This is a genomic window from Alicycliphilus denitrificans K601 (genome assembly GCF_000204645.1).
GTDB classification, from domain to species: Bacteria; Pseudomonadota; Gammaproteobacteria; order Burkholderiales; family Burkholderiaceae_C; genus Alicycliphilus; species Alicycliphilus denitrificans.
Map to the genome: position 1 here is coordinate 2,505,573 of NC_015422.1, position 17,202 is coordinate 2,522,774.

Here is a 17,202-nt window from a genome sequence, read left to right on the forward strand (position 1 = left end):
CCATGGATGGCGTCTTGCCGTTGTTTCCTGCTATGAAAGGCTTGTCTATGACCTCCGTATCCGAAACCATCTCCACGACCCAGGGCGAGCTCGAGAAGCTGGTCGGCGACCTGCGCGGCCTGCTGGCCAACAGGGATCTGGACGGGATTCCTGAGATCAAGCAGCTGCGCCAGCGCCTCGACGATGGCGTCCAGACCGTGCGCGATGCCGCCGTGCGCGCCGCCCAGCAGGCTGCCGACCAGGCCAAGGACGCCGCCCGTGCGGCAGACCGCTACGCCCACGACGAGCCCTGGCGCGTGGCCAGCGCGGCGCTGGCCGTGGGCGCGCTGGTGGGCTTTCTGCTGGCGCGCCGCTGAGCGCTACCTGCCGGCAGTCGACCGATGGGGCGCATGAACTGGATCTCGCTGCTGAACCTGCAGGGCCTGGCGGCGCGCTGGCGCACCGCCATTTCCGAGGGTGCGACCGCGGTGGAAGACCGCATGGAGCTTGCGCGCCTGGAGTGGGCCGAGCACAGACGCCGCATGGCGCTGCTGGCGCTGCTGCTGGTCGTCTTCGGTACGCTGGCCGTGGTGGCTTTGCTGCTCCTGTCGGCGGCTGTGCTGGTGCAATTCTGGGATACGCCCCAGCGTGCGCTGGTGGCCTGGATTCTGGCGGGCGTGTGGTGCGCGGCCTGCGGCGGCGTGCTGGTGGCCCTGGTGTCGCTGGCGCGCCGCTCCCGCAACGCCTTCGCGCTCACGCGCCGGGAGCTGGCGCAGGATTGGCACGTGATCAAGGAGCAGCTCTGATATGCCGATGTCTCCACGCCAACCTACGCCCGAGCAGCAACAGGTGCTCGACCGCATCCTGGCGCAGCGCGAGCGCCTGCGCGCGCGCCGCGACGCCATGCGCCAGGCGCGCGCCGCGGCGGCCCCGCAGGGGCGCGTGAACCCCGGGGACCCGCTGATCGCGCGGTTCGTCAGCTTTGCCCGCCTGCATCCCCTGGCGGTCGCGGCCGTGCTGGGCGTTGCCGCGCTGGCGGGTCCCGGCCGCGTGGTGCGCTGGGCGGGCGTGGTGTTGCCCGCCATCCTGCGCATGCGGCGCGGCTGACAGCTGCCCATCCATCGCCAAGGGCCGCCATGCGCGGCCCTTGCCTTTGGCTTCAGCGCATGGCCCGGATGGCGCGCGCGGCGCGGCTCACGAGGGCGGGGCCCTCGTAGATCAGGCCGGTGTAGATCTGTACCACGTCGGCGCCCGCGCGGATCTTGCCGACGGCGTCTTCGGCGCTCATGACGCCGCCCACGCCGACGATGGGGAAGGCCGGGCCCAGCGCGGCGCGCAGCTGGCGGATGACGGCGTTGCTGGCTTCGCGCACGGGCGCGCCGCTCAGGCCGCCGGCCTCGCCCGCGTGGGGCAGGCCCTGTACGGCGTCACGGGCGATGGTGGTGTTGGTGGCGACCACGCCGTCCATGCCGTGGCGCGTGAGCGTGGCGGCGATCACGGCGACCTGCGCCTCGTTCAGGTCGGGGGCGATCTTCACGAAGATGGGCACGCGCCGGCCCTGGGCGGCGGCCAGCTTCTCGCGGTGGTCGGCAATCGCGCCCAGCAGCGCGTCCAGCGCCTCGTCGCTCTGCAGTGCGCGCAGGTTCTGGGTGTTGGGCGAGCTGATGTTCACCGTCACGTAGTCCGCGTGGGGGTACACGCCCTCCAGGCAGGCTAGGTAGTCGCCCGTGGCCTGCTCGATGGGCGTGGCGGCGTTCTTGCCGATGTTCAGGCCCAGCAGCAGGGGCTTGCCCTGGGCGCGCACCTGCGAGCGGCGCACGTTGGCGATGAAGGCGTCCAGCCCCTCGTTGTTGAAGCCCAGACGGTTGATGAGCGCGCGCGCCTCGGGCAGGCGGAACATGCGCGGCTTGGGGTTGCCGGGCTGCGCCTTTGGGGTGACCGTGCCCACCTCGACGAAGCCGAAGCCCATGGCGGCCAGGGCGTCGATGCAGCGCGCGTTCTTGTCCAGCCCCGCGGCCAGGCCCACGCGGTTGGGAAAGGTCAGCCCGGCCAGCTGCACGGGATCACTCACCGTTTCATTGCACCAGGCCCATTGCAGGGGCGTGCGCTGGCCGCGCGCCAGCATGTCCATGGTCAGTTCGTGGGCGGCTTCGGCGTCCATGCCGAAGAGAAAAGGGCGGGCGAAGGCGTAGGGAAGTAGGGACATGGGGATAATTGCGGATTCACTCGCGATTTTCCCCCATGACTGCACCCACATCCCTCTCCCAAGACGAACTCAAGACCCTGGTCGGCCGGGCCGCGCTGGACTACGTGGTGCCCGGCGAGATCGTGGGCGTGGGCACGGGCTCCACGGTCAACAAGTTCATCGATGCGCTGGCGACGGTCAAGGAGCGCATCGGCGGCGCGGTATCGAGCTCGGAGGCCAGCACCGCGCGGCTCAAGGCGCTGGGCATCCCGGTGCTCGACGCCAACGAGGTGGCCTCGCTGTCGGTCTACATCGACGGCGCCGACGAGATCGACGGCCGCGGCTACATGGTCAAGGGCGGCGGCGCGGCGCTCACGCGCGAGAAGATCGTGGCGGCGCTGGCGCAGCGCTTCGTCTGCATCGCGGACGAGTCCAAGCTGGTCAGCGTGCTGGGCGCTTTCCCGCTGCCGGTCGAGGTGATTCCCATGGCCGCGTCGCAGATCGCGCGGCGTTTCGAGTCGCTGGGTGGGCAGGCCACGCTGCGCCTCAGGGACGGCCGGCCGCTCGTGACCGACAACGGCCAGCACATCCTTGACGTTCGGGGCCTGGCGATCGGCGACCCGCTGGCGTTCGAGAGCGAGGTGAACCAGTGGCCCGGCGTGGTCACCGTGGGCGTGTTCGCGCGCCAGAAGGCCCATGTGTGCCTGCTGGGCACGGCGCAGGGCGTGCGCACGCTGAAGTTCTAAAAGACGATGCCCGCCGGGTTGGCGGGCGTGCGGCCGGTGGGTGGCGTGGCGGGCGCCGCGGGGCGTGCTGCGGGGGCCGCAGGCGCGCTCTCTGCCTCCGGTACCGCAGGCCTGGCCTGCACGGCGACGAGCGGGGTTGCCGGGGGGCGGCGGTAGCCGGGGGGCAGCTGCGACTGGCGGGGATAGCCGGCCGCGTCCAGGTACTGGCTCCACTCGCTGTCGGAAAAGCCCTTGAGCTGCTGCCCGCCTATGGTGCCGAACGGCAGGCTGGATTCGCCGCTGAGCCGCCTGAGCGCCTCGATGTCCTCGTTGCTGCCCACGGTGCGCTCCGTGAACGGGACGCCGCGGCTGACGAGCAGGTTGCGCGCACTGTCGCAGGGCGCGCAGTCGCTGCCGGTGTACAGCGTCACGGGAAAGCGCGCGGCGATCTGGCGCAGCTGGTAGGGCAGGGCTTCGCTGCCGCCGCTGCCTTGCGCTCCGGCGCCGACCGGCGCAGCTTCGGCGCCGGCGGCGGGCGGTCGGTCGGAGAACGTGACCCTGCCATCCGGCCCCACGATGCGGTAGACCTGCTGGGCCTGCGCGGCCAGGGCCAGCAGCGTGCAGGCCGCCGCCGCGGCGGCATGGCGGATGAAGGTCATGCAGGTGCTCCTCATGTCTTGCCTGATTTAAAAATCATAGCTGCTGGCGCTTGGTATACAAGGTTTTCAGGTAGAAATTAGCCTGAATCCATTGGCTGGCAAGCGCTGGCAGCTCATTTTTTCATGATGCCATGCCCTGGTGGCGCAGCAGCGCGTCCAGCGTGGGCTCGCGGCCACGGAAGGCCTTGAAGGACTCCATCGCGGGGCGGCTGCCGCCGGCCTCCAGGATGCTCTGGCGGTAGCGCCGGCCGGTCCCGATGTCGGGCATGCCGTCCTCGCCGGCGGTTTCCTCGAAGGCGGCGTAGGCGTCGGCCGAGAGCACCTCGGCCCACTTGTAGCTGTAGTAGCCGGCCGCGTAGCCGCCCGCGAAGATGTGGCTGAAGCTGTGGGGCGTGCGGCTGAAGGCCGGGGGCCTGAGCACCGCGACCTCGTCGCGCACGCTCTCGAGCAGGGGCAGCGGGTCGTCCTTCGGGTCGTGCCCGGTGTGCAGCAGCATGTCGAACAGCGCGAACTCGATCTGGCGCAGCGTCTGCATGCCGGCCTGGAAGTTCTTGGCCGCGATCATCTTGTCGTAGAGCGCGCGCGGCAGGGGCTCGCCCGTCTCCACGTGGGCGGTCATGTGCCTGAGCACCTCCCACTCCCAGCAGAAGTTCTCCATGAACTGGCTGGGCAGCTCCACGGCATCCCATTCCACGCCGCTGATGCCCGAGACGTCGCGTTCGTTCACCTGCGTGAGCATGTGGTGCAGGCCGTGGCCGAACTCGTGGAACAGGGTGATCACGTCGTCGTGCGTGAGCAGCGGCGGGCGGCCCTGCACGCCCTCGGCGAAGTTGCACACGAGGTGCGCCACGGGGGTCTGCAGCTGGCCCGTGTCGGGGCGCAGCCAGCGCGCGCGGGCGTCGTCCATCCAGGCGCCGCCGCGCTTGGCGTTGCGGGCGGGCTGGTCCAGGTAGAACTGGCCGACGAGCTGGCCGCCGCGCTCGATGCGGTAGAACTCCACGGCGGGGTTCCACACGGGGGCCTGGTCGGGGCGAATGGCGACCTCGAACAGCGTCTCGACGATCTTGAACAGCCCGGCCAACACCTTGGGCGCCGGGAAGTACTGCTTGACCTCTTGTTCGCTGAAGGCATAGCGCGCCTCCTTGAGCTTTTCGGAGACGTAGGGCCAGTCCCAGGGCTGCGGGTCGGGCAGGTTCAGCTGTTCGGCGGCGAAGGCGCGCAAGTCGGCCACGTCCTTCTCCGCGAAGGGGCGCGCGCGGCGCGCGAGGTCGCGCAGGAAGTGCGTGACCTGCTCCGGCGTGTGGGCCATCTTGGGCACCAGCGATACCTGGCCGAAGTTGTCGTAGCCCAGCAGCCGCGCCTCTTCCTGGCGCAGCGCCAGGATCTCGGCCATGACGGCGCTGTTGTCGAAGCGCACGGCGTCGCCCGCGGCCTGGTCGGAGGCGCGCGTGACGTAGGCGTGGTAGAGCGTCTCGCGCAGCGCGCTGCTCCTGGCGAACTGCATCACCGGCAGGTAGCAGGGCATCTTCAGCGTGAGCTTGTAGCCCTCCTTGCCCTCTCCTTCAGCCGCGGCGCGCGCGGCCTGGACGACGTCGGCGGGCACGCCTTCGAGCTCATCGGCGCTCGCGTAGTAGGCGAAGGCGTCGGTGGCGTCGAGCACGTTCTCGCTGAATTTCTGCTGCAGCTCGGCCTGGCGTTCCTGGATGGCCGCGAAGCGCTGCTTGGCCGCGCCCTGCAGCTCGGCGCCCGAGAGGCGGAAGTTGCGCATGGCGTTGCCGAGGGCCTGGCGCTGCTCGGCGTTGAGCGTGGCAGGGTCGATGGCCTTGTACTTGGCGTACAGGCGCTCGTCGGCGCCCAGGCGGGTCCAGAACTCGGTGACCCGGGGCAGGGCGGCGTTGTAGGCGGCGCGCAGCTCGGGTGTGTCGGCCACGCTGCTCAGGTGGCTCACGGCGCCGAAGGAGCGGCCCAGTTCCTCGGTGGCCACGTCGAGCACGCGGGCTATCGAGTCCCAGCGCGCCGGGAAGTCCGGCTGGGTGACGGTTTCCAGCGCGGCGTTGGCGCGTTCGAGCAGCCGGTCCACGGCCGGAGCCACGTCGGCCGGCGTGATGCGATCGAACGGGATGTGGCCGGAGAAGTCGAGGAGGGGGTTGTTCATGCGGGTTTAGATGGCGTCGCCGTACAGGGGTTCAAGCTCAGAGGCGCTCCGCCGCTTCGAGCGTGTTGACCAGCAGCATGGTGATGGTCATGGGGCCGACGCCGCCGGGCACGGGGGTGATGTAGCCAGCCACTTCCTTCACGCCGTCGAAATCCACGTCGCCACAGAGCTTGCCCTCGTCGTTGCGGTTCATGCCCACGTCGATGACCACGGCGCCGGGCTTGACCATGTCGGCCGTGAGCACGCCCCGCTTGCCCACGGCGGCGACCACGATGTCGGCCTGGCGTGTCATGGCGGCGAGATCCGCCGTGCCGCTGTGGCAGATGGTGACCGTGGCGTTGGCCGCCAGCAGCATCATGGCCATGGGCTTGCCGACGATGTTGCTGCGGCCGATGACGACCGCGTGCTTGCCGCGCAGGTCCTTCATGCCGATGGATTCGAGCATCTTCATGCAGCCATAGGGCGTGCAGGCCTTGAAGCCGACCTCGCCCACCATGAGCGCGCCGGCGCTCGCGACGTGGAAGCCGTCCACGTCCTTCAGGGGCGAGATGGCCTCGATGACCTTGTGGTCGTCTATGTGCTTGGGCAATGGCAACTGCACCAGGATGCCGTGGATGGCCGGGTCGTTGTTCAGCGCCTCGACGCGCGCCAACAGCTCGGCCTCGGTCATGCTGGCGTCGTACTTCTCCAGCACCGAGTGGAAGCCCACGTCCTCGCAGGCCTTGACCTTGTTGCGCACGTAGACCTGGCTGGCCGGGTTGTCGCCCACCAGCACGACGGCCAGGCCCGGGGTGATGCCGCGCGCCTTCAGTGCTTGGGTGCGCTGGGCGACTTGCGCGCGCAGCTGGCGCGAGAGGGCGTTGCCGTCAATCAGTTGGGCAGTCATGTCTGGATTTTCGAGAGATACAAATGAAAAAGCTGCCTAGCGCTTGACAGGTATGCGCCGGCAGCTGCGGAAATGATAGCGTTCAGGCCTTGGCTGCTTGCTGCCCCAGGGCGATCTTGAGCAGGTCCGCCACGGTGTTGGCGTTGAGCTTTTCCATGATGTTGGCGCGGTGCGCCTCAACGGTCTTGATGCTGATCCCCAGGTCGTCGGCGATCTGCTTGTTCAGGCGGCCGGCGACGATGCGCTCGAGCACCTGGGCCTCGCGGCCGGTGAGCTTGGACAGCAGCGCGTCTCGGCTGGCGGCCTGCTGGTGGCCGGCGAAAGCCTCGCGGGCGCGGTCCAGCATGCGCTCGACCAGGCCGAGCAGTTCTTCCTCGTCGAAGGGTTTCTGGATGAAGTCGAGCGCGCCCTTCTTCATGGTGTTGACGGCCATGGGCACGTCGCCATGGCCGGTAATGAACACGATGGGCAGGGGCGACTTGCGCTCCACCAGCCGGTCCTGCAGCTCCAGGCCGGTCATGCCGCCCATGCGGATATCCACGATCAGGCAGGCCACCTCGCGCGGGTCGTAGCGGGTGAGAAAGGACTCGGCCGAATCAAAGCAGCGTACGCGGTAGTCCTTGCCTTCGAGCAGCCACTGAAGTGAATCGCGGACGGCTTCGTCGTCATCGACGACATAGACGGTGCCTTTTTTCGGAATCAAGCTCATGCAATAGTCCCAGGGGTTGACGTTGCTGCGGAATTGATAGTGGTCTCGGCCGTGTTGGCGAGCGGCAGCCAGAAAGAGAACCGGCAACCGGTGACCTCGTCGGCATTGTAGAGGTTCTCGGCGTGCATGCGTCCGTGGTGCGATTCGACGATGCTGCGGCACAGGTTCAGGCCGATGCCCATGCCCTCGCTCTTGGTGGAGAAGAAGGCCTCGAACAGATGGGCCAGTACCTCGGGCGCCAAACCCCTGCCGGTGTCCTGCACCGAGAACTCGATCACGTCGCAGCCGTCCACCTGGCGCGGCACCACGCGCAGCTCCACGCTGCGCAGCGCCGGCGGGCGCTGGGCCTGGGCGATAGATTCGGCGCCGTTCTTCATCAGGTTGATCAGCACTTGCTCGATCAGAATGGTGTCGGCCATGACTTGGGGCAGGCGGGCCGCCACGTAATGCGTCAGGCGCACGTTGTGGCGGCGCAGTTCGATGCTGGCCAGCTCCAGCGCCTCGCTGACCATCTCGTGCACGTCGGCCAGCGTGCGGTTGGGCTCGCTCTTCTTCACGAAGGCGCGGATGCGCTGGATGATCTGGCCCGCGCGCTGGGCCTGGTGGGCGGTCTTCTTCAGCGCGGCGAGCAGGGCCTCTTCGCTGAGCTGGCCGCCCTGGATGCGCGAGACCATGCCGCTGCAGTAGTTGCTGATGGCGGTGAGCGGCTGGTTGAGCTCGTGCGCCACGCTCGAGGCCATCTCGCCCATGGTAATGAGGCGGCTCACCGACTCGGCGCGCTCGGCCTGGCGCGCGGCCAGTTCCTCGGCCTGGCGGCGCGGCGTGATGTCGGTGGCGATCACCATTTGCGCCAGGCGCCCGTCCACCCAGTTCAGGTAGCGCGAGCGCACCTCCAGCCACTTGCCCAGGTCGGGCCGGTAGATCTCGGCGTTCTCCGAGTGGGCATGGGCCAGGGGATCGGAGGCCAGCAGGCCCATGAGGCTGTCGTCCTCGTGCCCGTCCACGCCGCCGCCGTGCGCGGGCAGCACGCCCGCCTGCGCGACCATCTCCAGGTGGCCGCTGGTCTGCGAGCCGAACCACTGGCGGTACAGGCGGTTGGCGAACAGCAGCTCCTGGCTGCCCAGCGGTGCGACGGACACCGAGGCGTCCAGCGCCTCGAGCACGATGGTGAAGCGCTCGTGCGAGGCCGTGAGCTGCTCGCGCACGCGGTTGGGCTCGGTGATGTCGGTCATCGACGTCATCCAGCCCGTCTGCTGGCCGCGGGCGTCGATCAGCGGCGAGACGTACAGGCGCGCGTCGAACAGCGTGCCGCTCTTGCGCCGCACGCGCACCTGGAACCCCCCGGGCACGGTCTTGCCCGAGAGTTCCTCGCGCAGGTTGGCGTGCAGCTTCTCGTACTCGGCCTCGGGCCAGTAGCTGTAGGGCGGGGTCTGGCCGATCAGCTCTTCCTGGGTCCACCCTGTCATCTGGCAGAAGGCGGCGTTCACGTAGGTGATGCGGCCCTCCAGGTCCAGCGCGCGCATGCCGGTGAGGATGGAGTTTTCCATGGCGCGGCGGAAATTGGTCTCCGCCACCAGCGCCTGCTGGGCCTGCATGCGCCGGCGCGTATGGCGCCAGGTGGCGATCAGCATCCACGTGGTCATGGCGCTCAGCGTGCCTACGAGCCAGAACAGGCCGCTGCCCACCATGCCCAGCGAGGTGCGGTAGGCCTGGGCGCGCAGCACCAGACCGTTGCCCACGGGGGAGACCGGGATCTCGTACTCGTTGGCCCTGGTGGTCCAGGGCAGCAGGGCGTTGTGCCGGGGCGCCAGCGGCGTGCCGGCCAGTGTGCGCCCCTGGCCGTCGATGAGCGTGACGGCGTAGCGCGCCAGCACCTCCGTGGGGGTGGCGTAGCGCAGCAGGCTGTCGATCGAGTATTCCGCCAGCACCACGCCGCCGAACTTGCCCTGCGGCGACAGCGGCACCTGCAACTGCAGCAGGGGCGCGGCGTCGTCGCTGCCAGCCTCGGGCTGGGAGTACACCGGCTGCTGCATGTCGCGCGCGAGCCTGAAGAGGTCTGCCGCCTCGCCCGTCTTGAGCACTTCGCCGCTCACGCGCAGCTGGTTGCTCGTCACCGTGGGGGCGGCGTGGCTCGCGCGGATGCGCCGGCGTTCGTCGATCCAGGTGATGGCCTGCAGCTCGGGGTACTGGCTGATGAGCGCCTCGGCGCGGCCCACGAAGTCGCTGCGCGTGAGGTCCCCGTTGGAGAGGTCGCGCGCGATGCGCATGACCTGCTCCTGGCGTTCGAGCAGGCGCAGGCGCACGCGCTGCTGGGCATATTCCACGTCGCGTTTGAGGGCCTCTTTCTCGCGCTCGATCTCTTCCGTGCGCAAATACCAGAAGGACACCGCGATGGCGGCCATGAACATCAGCACGGACGCCAGCGGCGCCAGCGCGGCGAAACGGTCCTGGCGCCCGGGCGAGAGGCTGCGCCACCAGGAACGCCACCAGCGGGCCGGCGCTTTCACGGCGGCGGCGGCGGGGGGGGCAGATGTTTCGGCGGGGTCCATGGGAGTCGAGTTTAGAGCGAGCCCCGTATTTTCGCGGGCTGGGCCGGGTGCCATTTCATCTGAAGAAATAATGTGCGTTCGCAGCAATATTTCATATTAAGAAATCAACGAGCACCATTTGAAATTTTAAAAAACTGTGCGAAACTTCGGGCACTATCCCTCCCATCACCACCGATTTGACAAGGAGACACCGGCTATGTCCGACCCAACCAAAGGCCTAGGCGCAAGCGACATCGACCAACAAGAAACACGCGAGTGGCTGGAAGCGCTCTCTGCGGTGATCGAGAAAGAGGGGCCGGAGCGCGCCCACTTCCTGCTGGAGCAGCTGCTCGAACAGGCGCGCCAGAGCAGCATCGACCTGCCGTTTTCGGCCAACACGGGCTACGTGAACACTATCGAGCCGGACCAGGAGGCGCGTTGCCCCGGCAACATCGCCATCGAGAAGCGCCTGCGCGCCTACATGCGCTGGAACGCCATGGCCATGGTGGTGCGCGCCAACCGTCTGCACCCGCACGACGGTGGCGACCTGGGGGGGCACATCGGATCGTTCGCATCGCTCGCTTCCATGTGGGGCGCGGGCTTCAACCATTTCTGGCACGCCGAGAGCGAGGGTCACGGCGGCGACTGCATCTACTTCCAGGGCCACAGCGCGCCGGGCATCTACGCGCGCGCCTACCTGGAGGGACGCATCACCGAGGAGCAGCTGGAGAACTTCCGCCAGGAAGTCGGCGGCAAGGGCCTGTCGAGCTACCCCCACCCCAAGCTCATGCCGGGCTTCTGGCAGTTCCCCACCGTGAGCATGGGCCTGGGCCCGATGATGGCGATCTACCAGGCGCGCTTCCTCAAGTACCTGCACGCGCGCGGCATCGCCAAGACGGACAACCGCAAGGTCTGGGTGTTCCTGGGCGACGGCGAGATGGACGAGCCCGAGAGCAAGGGCGCGATCAGCCTGGCCGCGCGCGAGAACCTGGACAACCTGATCTTCGTCATCAACTGCAACCTGCAGCGCCTGGACGGCCCGGTGCGCGGCAACGGCAAGATCATCCAGGAGCTCGAGGGCGACTTCCGCGGCGCGGGCTGGCACGTGATCAAGCTGCTGTGGGGCAAGGGCTGGGACGAGCTGCTGGCGCGCGACAAGAGCGGCAAGCTCAAGCAGGTGATGATGGAGACGCTCGACGGCGACTACCAGACCTACCGCGCCATGGACGGCGCCTACATCCGCAAGCATTTCTTCGGCAAGTACCCTGAGACGCTCAAGCTCGTAGAGCACCTGTCCGACGACGAGATCTGGGAGCTGCGCCGCGGCGGGCATGAGCCCGAGAAGGTGTACGCCGCCTTCCACGCCGCCAACGCGCACCAGGGCCAGCCCACGGTGCTGCTGGTCAAGACCGTGAAGGGCTATGGCATGGGCAAGGCCGGCGAGGCCAAGAACACGGTGCACCAGACCAAGAAGCTGGACGACGAGGACATCCGCTACATCCGCGACCGCTTCAACATCCCGATCCCCGACAGCGAGCTCGACAAGCTGCCCTACTACAAGCCGGCCGACGACACGCCGGAGATGAAGTACCTGCACGAGCGCCGCCAGGCCCTGGGCGGCTACCTGCCGCACCGCCGCACCCATGCGGACGAGAGCTTCACGGTGCCCGCGCTCGACACCTTCAAGGCCATCCTGGAGCCCACGGCCGAGGGCCGCGAGATCAGCACCACGCAGGCCTACGTGCGCTTCCTCACGCAGCTCTTGCGCGACAAGGCGCTGGGGCCACGCGTCGTGCCCATCCTGGTGGACGAGGCGCGCACCTTCGGCATGGAAGGGCTGTTCCGCCAGATTGGCATCTACAACCCCCTGGGTCAGCGCTACACCCCGGTGGACCGCGACCAGGTGATGTACTACAAGGAAGACGTTGCCGGCCAGATCCTGCAGGAAGGCATCAACGAGGCGGGCGGCATGTGCTCGTGGATCGCGGCGGCCACGTCGTACTCGACGAACAACCGCATCATGATCCCGTTCTTCGTGTACTACTCGATGTTCGGCTTCCAGCGCTTCGGCGACTTCGCCTGGGCCGCGGGCGACATGCAGGCGCGCGGCTTCATCCTGGGCGGCACCAGCGGGCGCACCACGCTCAACGGCGAGGGCCTGCAGCACGAGGACGGGCACAGCCACATCCTGTCGTCCACCATTCCCAACTGCGTGAGCTACGACCCGACCTTCGCGCACGAGGTGGGGGTGATCATGCAGCATGGCCTCAAGCGCATGGTGGAGAAGCAGGAGAACGTCTTCTACTACATCACGCTGCTCAACGAGAACTATCCCATGCCGGGCCTCGCCGCCGGCACCGAGGAGCAGATCCTCAAGGGCATGTACCTGTGCAAGGCCGGCGCGCAGGGCGAGCTGCGCGTGCAGCTGCTGGGCTCGGGCTCCATCCTGCGCGAGTCGCTGGAGGCGCAGAAGCTCCTGGCCACCGACTGGGGCGTGCAGGCCGACGTGTGGAGCTGCACGAGCTTCACCGAACTCGCCCGCGAGGGCCAGGACACGGCGCGCTGGAACCTGCTGCACCCGCTGGAGGCTCCGCGCCCGTCCTTCGTGTCCCAGCAGCTCGCGGACCACGGCGGCCCGGTCGTCGCATCGACCGACTACATGAAGGCCTTCGCCGAGCAGATCCGCGCCTTCATCCCGGCCGGCCGCTCCTACACCGTGCTGGGCACGGACGGCTTCGGCCGCTCGGACTTCCGCTATCGCCTGCGCGAGCATTTCGAGGTCAACCGCCACTACATCGCCGTGGCCGCGCTGAAGTCGCTGGCCGACGAGGGCCGGCTGCCCGCCGCCAAGGTGGCCGAGGCCATTGCCAAGTACGGCATCGACGCCGACAAGATCAACCCGCTGCACGCTTGAGGACCGAGGGAGAGAACCATGGCATTGATTCAGATCCAGGTACCCGACATCGGGGACTTTGACGAGGTGGGCGTGATCGAGCTGCTGGTCAAGCCCGGCGATCAGGTCGCGGCCGAGCAGTCGCTGATCACCGTCGAGTCCGACAAGGCTTCGATGGAGATCCCGTCCAGCCACGCGGGCGTCGTGAAGGCGCTCACAGTGAAGCTGGGCGACAAGGTCAAGCAGGGCAGCGTGATCGCCGAGCTGGAAACGGCCGACGCGGCGGCTTCTGAGCCAAAACCGGCTCCGGCGCCCGCCAGCCAAGCGCTGGCAGCTGCGGAATCCATAGCGCCCGCGGCGGCGCCCGCAGCGCCCGCGGCAGGCGGCCGCATCGAGGTGCGCGTGCCCGACATCGGCGACTTCAAGGATGTGGCCGTGATCGAGCTGCTGGTCAAGCCCGGCGACAACATCCGCGTCGAGCAGTCGCTGTTCACCGTCGAATCCGACAAGGCCTCGATGGAGATCCCGTCGCCCGCGGCCGGCGTGCTCAAGGAGCTCAAGGTCCAGCTGGGCGACAAGGTCAACATCGGGGACTTGGTGGCGGTGCTCGAAGGCGCCGCCCCGGCAGCGCCCGCCGCGCCGGCGCCTGCCCCCGCCCCCGCGGCGGCACCGGCCGCGCCCGTGGCTGCCGCGGCTGCAGCACCGGCGTCCGCGCAGTCCGCGCCCGCGCACGACCCCACGGCGACGCCATCGGGCCGGCTGCCGCACGCCAGCCCCTCGGTGCGCAAGTTCGCCCGCGAACTGGGCGTGCCGCTGGCCGAGCTCAAGGGCACGGGCCCCAAGGGCCGCATCACGGCAGAGGACGTGCAGTCCTTCACCCGCGCCGTCATGAGCGGCGCCGTGCAGACCCAGGCCCAGGCCGCCAAGGCCCCGGCCGGCGGCGGCAGCGGGGTGGGCATGGACCTGCTGCCCTGGCCCAAGGTGGACTTCAGCAAGTTCGGCGTGATCGAGCGCAAGGATCTTTCGCGCATCAAGAAGATCAGCGGCGCCAACCTGCACCGCAACTGGGTGATGATCCCGCACGTCACCAACAACGACGAGGCCGACATCACCGAGCTCGAAGCCTTCCGCGTCTCCACCAACAAGGAGAACGAGAAGAGCGGCGTCAAGGTCACCATGCTGGCGTTCGTCATCAAGGCCGTCGTCGCCGCGCTCAAGAAATTCCCCGAGTTCAACACCAGCCTGGACGGCGACACCCTGGTCTACAAGAGCTACTACCACATCGGCTTCGCGGCCGACACGCCCAACGGCCTGGTGGTTCCCGTGCTCAAGGACGCCGACAAGAAGGGCATCCTGCAAATCAGCCAGGAGATGAGCGAACTGGCCAAGAAGGCGCGCGACGGCAAGCTGGGCGCGGCCGACATGCAGGGCGGATGCATGTCCATCTCGTCGCTCGGCGGCATCGGCGGCACGCACTTCACGCCCATCATCAACGCGCCCGAGGTGGCGATCCTGGGCCTGTCCAAGGGCCAGATGAAGCCCGTGTGGGACGGCAAGCAGTTCGTGCCGCGCCTCACGCTGCCGCTGTCGCTGTCGTACGACCACCGCGTGATCGACGGCGCTGCGGCCGCGCGCTTCAACGCCTACCTCGGCCAAGTGCTGGCGGACTACCGCCGCATCCTGCTGTGAAGGAGACATCGTCATGGCAGTGATTGACATCAAGGTGCCGGACATCGGCGACTTTGCCGAGGTCGGCGTGATCGAAGTGCTGGTGCAGGTGGGCGACACCATCAAGGCCGAGCAAAGCCTGGTCACGGTGGAGAGCGACAAGGCCTCCATGGAAATCCCCAGCAGCCATGCCGGGGTGGTCAAGGAGCTCAAGGTCAAGCTGGGCGACAAGGTGGCCGAGGGCTCGGTGCTGCTGACGCTGGAGGTGGCCGAGGGCGCGGCCGCGCCCGCGGCTGCACCTGTACAGGAAAAACCGGCTCCAGCGCCGGCCAGCCAAGCGCCGGCAGCTCCTGTCGCGATAGCAAGCAGCTTCGGCGGAACGGCGGACGTGGAGTGCGACGTGCTCGTCCTGGGCGGCGGCCCCGGCGGCTACTCCGCCGCGTTCCGCGCGGCCGACCTGGGCCTGAAGGTCGTGATCGTGGAACGCTACGCCACGCTGGGCGGCGTGTGCCTCAACGTGGGCTGCATCCCGTCCAAGGCGCTGCTGCACGTCGCGGCCGTGATGGACGAGGTGAGCCACCTGAAGAGCGCTGGCATCGACTTCGGCGCGCCGCAGGTCAACGTGGACAGCTTGCGCGGCCACAAGGAAAAAGTCATTGGCAAGTTGACCGGCGGCCTGGCCGCCATGGCCAAGATGCGCAAGGTGACCGTGGTGCGCGGCTACGGCAGCTTCGTCGGCGCGAACCATGTGGAGGTGGAAGAAACTACCGGCGGTGGTCAGGACAAGACCGGCGGCAAGAAGGTCGTGGCCTTCCAGCGCGCCATCATCGCCGCGGGCTCGCAAGCCGTGCGCCTGCCCTTCATGCCCGACGACCCGCGCGTGGTCGATTCCACCGGCGCGCTCGCGCTGGCGGGCGTGCCGAAGCGAATGCTCATCCTCGGCGGCGGCATCATCGGCCTGGAGATGGGCACGGTGTACTCCACGCTGGGCGCGCGTCTGGACGTGGTGGAGATGCTGGATGGCCTGATGCAGGGCGCCGACCGCGACCTCGTCAAGGTCTGGCAGAAGATGAATGCCCACCGCTTCGACAACATCATGTTGAAGACGAAGACCGTGGGCGCCGAGGCCACGCCCGAGGGCATCAAGGTCACGTTCGCCCCGGCCGAGGAGGGCGGTACCGCCCCCGAGCCGCAGACCTACGACCTCGTGTTGCAGGCCGTGGGCCGCACGCCCAACGGCAGGAAGATAGGCGCCGAGAAGGCCGGCGTGGCGGTGACGGACCGCGGCTTCATCAACGTGGACATCCAGATGCGCACCAACGTGCCGCACATCTTCGCCATCGGCGACATCGTGGGCCAGCCCATGCTGGCGCACAAGGCGGTGCACGAGGCGCATGTGGCGGCGGAGGTCATCGCCGGCGAGCTGCAGGGCGACAAGGCGCTGGCATCCGCCGCGTTCAACGCCCGCGTGATCCCGAGCGTGGCCTACACCGACCCCGAGGTCGCCTGGGTGGGCCTGACCGAAGACCAGGCCAAGGCCCAGGGCATCAAGGTGAAGAAGGGCCTGTTCCCCTGGACGGCTTCGGGCCGCGCGATTGCCAACGGCCGCGACGAGGGCTACACCAAGCTGCTGTTCGACGACAGCCCCGAGGCGCATGGCCACGGCCGCATCCTTGGCGGCGGCATCGTCGGCACGCATGCGGGCGACATGATCGGCGAGATCGCCCTGGCGATCGAGATGGGCGCGGACGCCGTGGACATCGGCAAGACCATCCACCCGCACCCCACGCTGGGTGAGAGCATGGGCATGGCCGCCGAGATCGCCCACGGCAGCTGCACGGACGTGCCGCCGCAGCGCAAGTAACGCTACTTTTCTCGTAGCTGGCCGCGCAGGCTCCGCAAGGGCTGCGCGGCTTTTTTATTCCATTCCTGCCTACAGGTTTAAACTGCCGTTGATTTCAGCAGTTTGCGTGCGATTCATTGTCTAAACATTGAAAACCAAGGAGGCAGGCTCGATGAAATCAAACCTTGCACTGATTCTGCTGGCGGGCCTGCCCGCCTTGTGCAATGCGCAGCAGGTGCCCGCGATACCGGGAGGGCTTCCCAGAGACCCTGGCCCTAGCGCACAAAGACCCGATATTCCCAGAAATCCCGGGTCGGACCAAGAGGCACTCATGCAGCAGAGGTTGCTGATAAACAGCCAGACAGACGCCATCAAGGAACTGGCGCAGCAATTGAAGCTGCTCGAGCAGAGAGTCAAGAAACTGGAAGACAAGGGGGCATCAAATGGCCATTGAAGACGCGCTAGCCGCAATGGACAAGGCCCAGAACGCCTTCAACCAGACCGTTGCATCGGCATCTGGATCGTCAGTCCAGCCTTGGTCCGAGTCCTTGGTGAAATACCTTTCGATATCGGTGCTGGGTTTTATGATGATCTCGCTGATTCTTTGCACCACCTTGCTGTGGAGGCGAAATGCGGAGGCGTCGGAAATCCTGAGGATATTCGGAATCCTGAGTATCGTAGGGCTTTCGGCCTTGCTATTGATAACCGGCTTCAGCAACGAACAGCTCACGCCAATAGTGGGTCTTTTTGGCGCCATTGCAGGTTATCTATTGGGAAAGGATGCCAAGCCGAGTGGGTCGGGAAGCACCAAGGTCTGAATTCATCGCTGCGGCCCCGCCTCAAAGGACGGCAATGGTGAATGTCGATGAGTTCTTTGCCCGTTATGAGGAAGGGGCGGATTCCTTTGATCCAGACCTTATGTCCTCGCTATATACGGCCGAGTTCATGGCCGGCGACCCTAACGGCGTATCT

15 protein-coding genes are annotated in these 17,202 nt (G+C 67.6%); 9 read left to right on the forward strand and 6 right to left on the reverse strand.

Annotated features, from left to right (window positions below; genetic code table 11):
* Nucleotides 1–47: 47 nt before the first annotated feature.
* Genes ALIDE2_RS11995 through ALIDE2_RS12005 form a run of 3 tightly spaced genes read left to right on the forward strand, consistent with a single transcriptional unit; the run spans nucleotide 48 to nucleotide 1,086 of the window.
* Entirely contained in the window at nucleotides 48–356 is a 309-nt protein-coding gene (locus tag ALIDE2_RS11995) for an ElaB/YgaM/YqjD family protein (protein ID WP_013519045.1), read from the forward strand.
* Nucleotides 357–389: 33 nt separating this feature from the next.
* Nucleotides 390–785, forward strand: a complete 396-nt coding sequence (locus ALIDE2_RS12000; protein ID WP_041701490.1) for a phage holin family protein — start codon at nucleotides 390–392, stop codon at nucleotides 783–785.
* A 1-nt stretch (nucleotide 786) separates the two neighbouring features.
* Nucleotides 787–1,086, forward strand: a complete 300-nt coding sequence (locus ALIDE2_RS12005) for a hypothetical protein (RefSeq protein WP_013519047.1) — start codon at nucleotides 787–789, stop codon at nucleotides 1,084–1,086.
* A 52-nt stretch (nucleotides 1,087–1,138) separates the two neighbouring features.
* On the opposite strand, the gene ALIDE2_RS12010 is transcribed toward ALIDE2_RS12005, so the two are convergent.
* Nucleotides 1,139–2,185: a quinone-dependent dihydroorotate dehydrogenase gene (locus tag ALIDE2_RS12010; protein ID WP_013519048.1), complete on the reverse strand. Its 1,047-nt coding sequence runs from the start codon at nucleotides 2,183–2,185 to the stop codon at nucleotides 1,139–1,141.
* Between the two features lie 35 nt (nucleotides 2,186–2,220).
* Between ALIDE2_RS12010 and rpiA the strand changes: the two genes are divergently transcribed.
* On the forward strand, nucleotides 2,221–2,910 hold the full coding sequence (gene rpiA / locus ALIDE2_RS12015) for a ribose-5-phosphate isomerase RpiA (RefSeq protein ID WP_013519049.1): 690 nt from the start codon (nucleotides 2,221–2,223) through the stop codon (nucleotides 2,908–2,910).
* Here rpiA and ALIDE2_RS12020 read toward each other — a convergent pair.
* The 5 genes from ALIDE2_RS12020 to ALIDE2_RS12040 all read right to left on the reverse strand — a co-directional run bounded on the left by ALIDE2_RS12020 (nucleotide 2,907) and on the right by ALIDE2_RS12040 (nucleotide 9,847).
* Nucleotides 2,907–3,548 (reverse strand): glutaredoxin family protein, encoded by a 642-nt coding sequence (locus ALIDE2_RS12020; RefSeq protein WP_013519050.1) that lies wholly within the window; start codon nucleotides 3,546–3,548, stop codon nucleotides 2,907–2,909. The two genes, rpiA and ALIDE2_RS12020, sit on opposite strands and share 4 nt — an antisense overlap.
* Nucleotides 3,549–3,669: 121 nt before the next feature.
* Nucleotides 3,670–5,703 carry a M3 family metallopeptidase gene (locus ALIDE2_RS12025; protein WP_013722169.1) on the reverse strand — a complete coding sequence of 678 codons (2,034 nt, stop codon included), beginning with the start codon at nucleotides 5,701–5,703 and terminating at the stop codon, nucleotides 3,670–3,672.
* A gap of 37 nt (nucleotides 5,704–5,740) precedes the next feature.
* Nucleotides 5,741–6,589, reverse strand: coding sequence for a bifunctional methylenetetrahydrofolate dehydrogenase/methenyltetrahydrofolate cyclohydrolase FolD (gene folD, locus ALIDE2_RS12030; RefSeq protein WP_013519052.1), 849 nt, complete (start codon nucleotides 6,587–6,589; stop codon nucleotides 5,741–5,743).
* Between the two features lie 82 nt (nucleotides 6,590–6,671).
* Entirely contained in the window at nucleotides 6,672–7,298 is a 627-nt protein-coding gene (locus ALIDE2_RS12035; RefSeq protein WP_013519053.1) for a response regulator transcription factor, read from the reverse strand.
* Nucleotides 7,295–9,847: a PAS domain S-box protein gene (locus ALIDE2_RS12040; protein ID WP_013722170.1), complete on the reverse strand. Its 2,553-nt coding sequence runs from the start codon at nucleotides 9,845–9,847 to the stop codon at nucleotides 7,295–7,297. Before ALIDE2_RS12040 ends, ALIDE2_RS12035 begins: the two co-directional genes overlap by 4 nt.
* A gap of 196 nt (nucleotides 9,848–10,043) precedes the next feature.
* Between ALIDE2_RS12040 and aceE the strand changes: the two genes are divergently transcribed.
* The 5 genes from aceE (at nucleotide 10,044) to ALIDE2_RS12065 (ending at nucleotide 17,048) form a co-directional block, all read left to right on the forward strand.
* A complete protein-coding gene (gene aceE / locus ALIDE2_RS12045) occupies nucleotides 10,044–12,740 on the forward strand; it encodes a pyruvate dehydrogenase (acetyl-transferring), homodimeric type (RefSeq protein ID WP_013519055.1) in 2,697 nt (898 codons plus the stop codon).
* An 18-nt stretch (nucleotides 12,741–12,758) separates the two neighbouring features.
* Nucleotides 12,759–14,408: a dihydrolipoyllysine-residue acetyltransferase gene (aceF, locus tag ALIDE2_RS12050; protein WP_013722171.1), complete on the forward strand. Its 1,650-nt coding sequence runs from the start codon at nucleotides 12,759–12,761 to the stop codon at nucleotides 14,406–14,408.
* Nucleotides 14,409–14,421: 13 nt separating this feature from the next.
* Nucleotides 14,422–16,251: a dihydrolipoyl dehydrogenase gene (lpdA, locus tag ALIDE2_RS12055; protein WP_013722172.1), complete on the forward strand. Its 1,830-nt coding sequence runs from the start codon at nucleotides 14,422–14,424 to the stop codon at nucleotides 16,249–16,251.
* A 151-nt stretch (nucleotides 16,252–16,402) separates the two neighbouring features.
* Complete coding sequence (locus ALIDE2_RS12060; protein WP_013519058.1) at nucleotides 16,403–16,684, forward strand: hypothetical protein; 282 nt, start codon at nucleotides 16,403–16,405, stop codon at nucleotides 16,682–16,684.
* Nucleotides 16,674–17,048 (forward strand): hypothetical protein, encoded by a 375-nt coding sequence (locus ALIDE2_RS12065; RefSeq protein ID WP_013519059.1) that lies wholly within the window; start codon nucleotides 16,674–16,676, stop codon nucleotides 17,046–17,048. The genes ALIDE2_RS12060 and ALIDE2_RS12065 overlap by 11 nt, the downstream gene beginning before the upstream one ends.
* Nucleotides 17,049–17,202 lie beyond the last annotated feature (154 nt).

Bases quoted from the DNA above. Each gene is read 5' to 3' on its own strand.
- ALIDE2_RS11995 (WP_013519045.1), top strand. From the start codon at position 48: ATGACCTCCGTATCCGAAACCATCTCCACGACCCAGGGCGAGCTCGAG.
- ALIDE2_RS12000 (WP_041701490.1), top strand. From the start codon at position 390: ATGAACTGGATCTCGCTGCTGAACCTGCAGGGCCTGGCGGCGCGCTGG.
- ALIDE2_RS12005 (WP_013519047.1), top strand. From the start codon at position 787: ATGCCGATGTCTCCACGCCAACCTACGCCCGAGCAGCAACAGGTGCTC.
- ALIDE2_RS12010 (WP_013519048.1), bottom strand. From the start codon at position 2,185: ATGTCCCTACTTCCCTACGCCTTCGCCCGCCCTTTTCTCTTCGGCATG.
- rpiA (WP_013519049.1), top strand. From the start codon at position 2,221: ATGACTGCACCCACATCCCTCTCCCAAGACGAACTCAAGACCCTGGTC.
- ALIDE2_RS12020 (WP_013519050.1), bottom strand. From the start codon at position 3,548: ATGACCTTCATCCGCCATGCCGCCGCGGCGGCGGCCTGCACGCTGCTG.
- ALIDE2_RS12025 (WP_013722169.1), bottom strand. From the start codon at position 5,703: ATGAACAACCCCCTCCTCGACTTCTCCGGCCACATCCCGTTCGATCGC.
- folD (WP_013519052.1), bottom strand. From the start codon at position 6,589: ATGACTGCCCAACTGATTGACGGCAACGCCCTCTCGCGCCAGCTGCGC.
- ALIDE2_RS12035 (WP_013519053.1), bottom strand. From the start codon at position 7,298: ATGAGCTTGATTCCGAAAAAAGGCACCGTCTATGTCGTCGATGACGAC.
- ALIDE2_RS12040 (WP_013722170.1), bottom strand. From the start codon at position 9,847: ATGGACCCCGCCGAAACATCTGCCCCCCCCGCCGCCGCCGCCGTGAAA.
- aceE (WP_013519055.1), top strand. From the start codon at position 10,044: ATGTCCGACCCAACCAAAGGCCTAGGCGCAAGCGACATCGACCAACAA.
- aceF (WP_013722171.1), top strand. From the start codon at position 12,759: ATGGCATTGATTCAGATCCAGGTACCCGACATCGGGGACTTTGACGAG.
- lpdA (WP_013722172.1), top strand. From the start codon at position 14,422: ATGGCAGTGATTGACATCAAGGTGCCGGACATCGGCGACTTTGCCGAG.
- ALIDE2_RS12060 (WP_013519058.1), top strand. From the start codon at position 16,403: ATGAAATCAAACCTTGCACTGATTCTGCTGGCGGGCCTGCCCGCCTTG.
- ALIDE2_RS12065 (WP_013519059.1), top strand. From the start codon at position 16,674: ATGGCCATTGAAGACGCGCTAGCCGCAATGGACAAGGCCCAGAACGCC.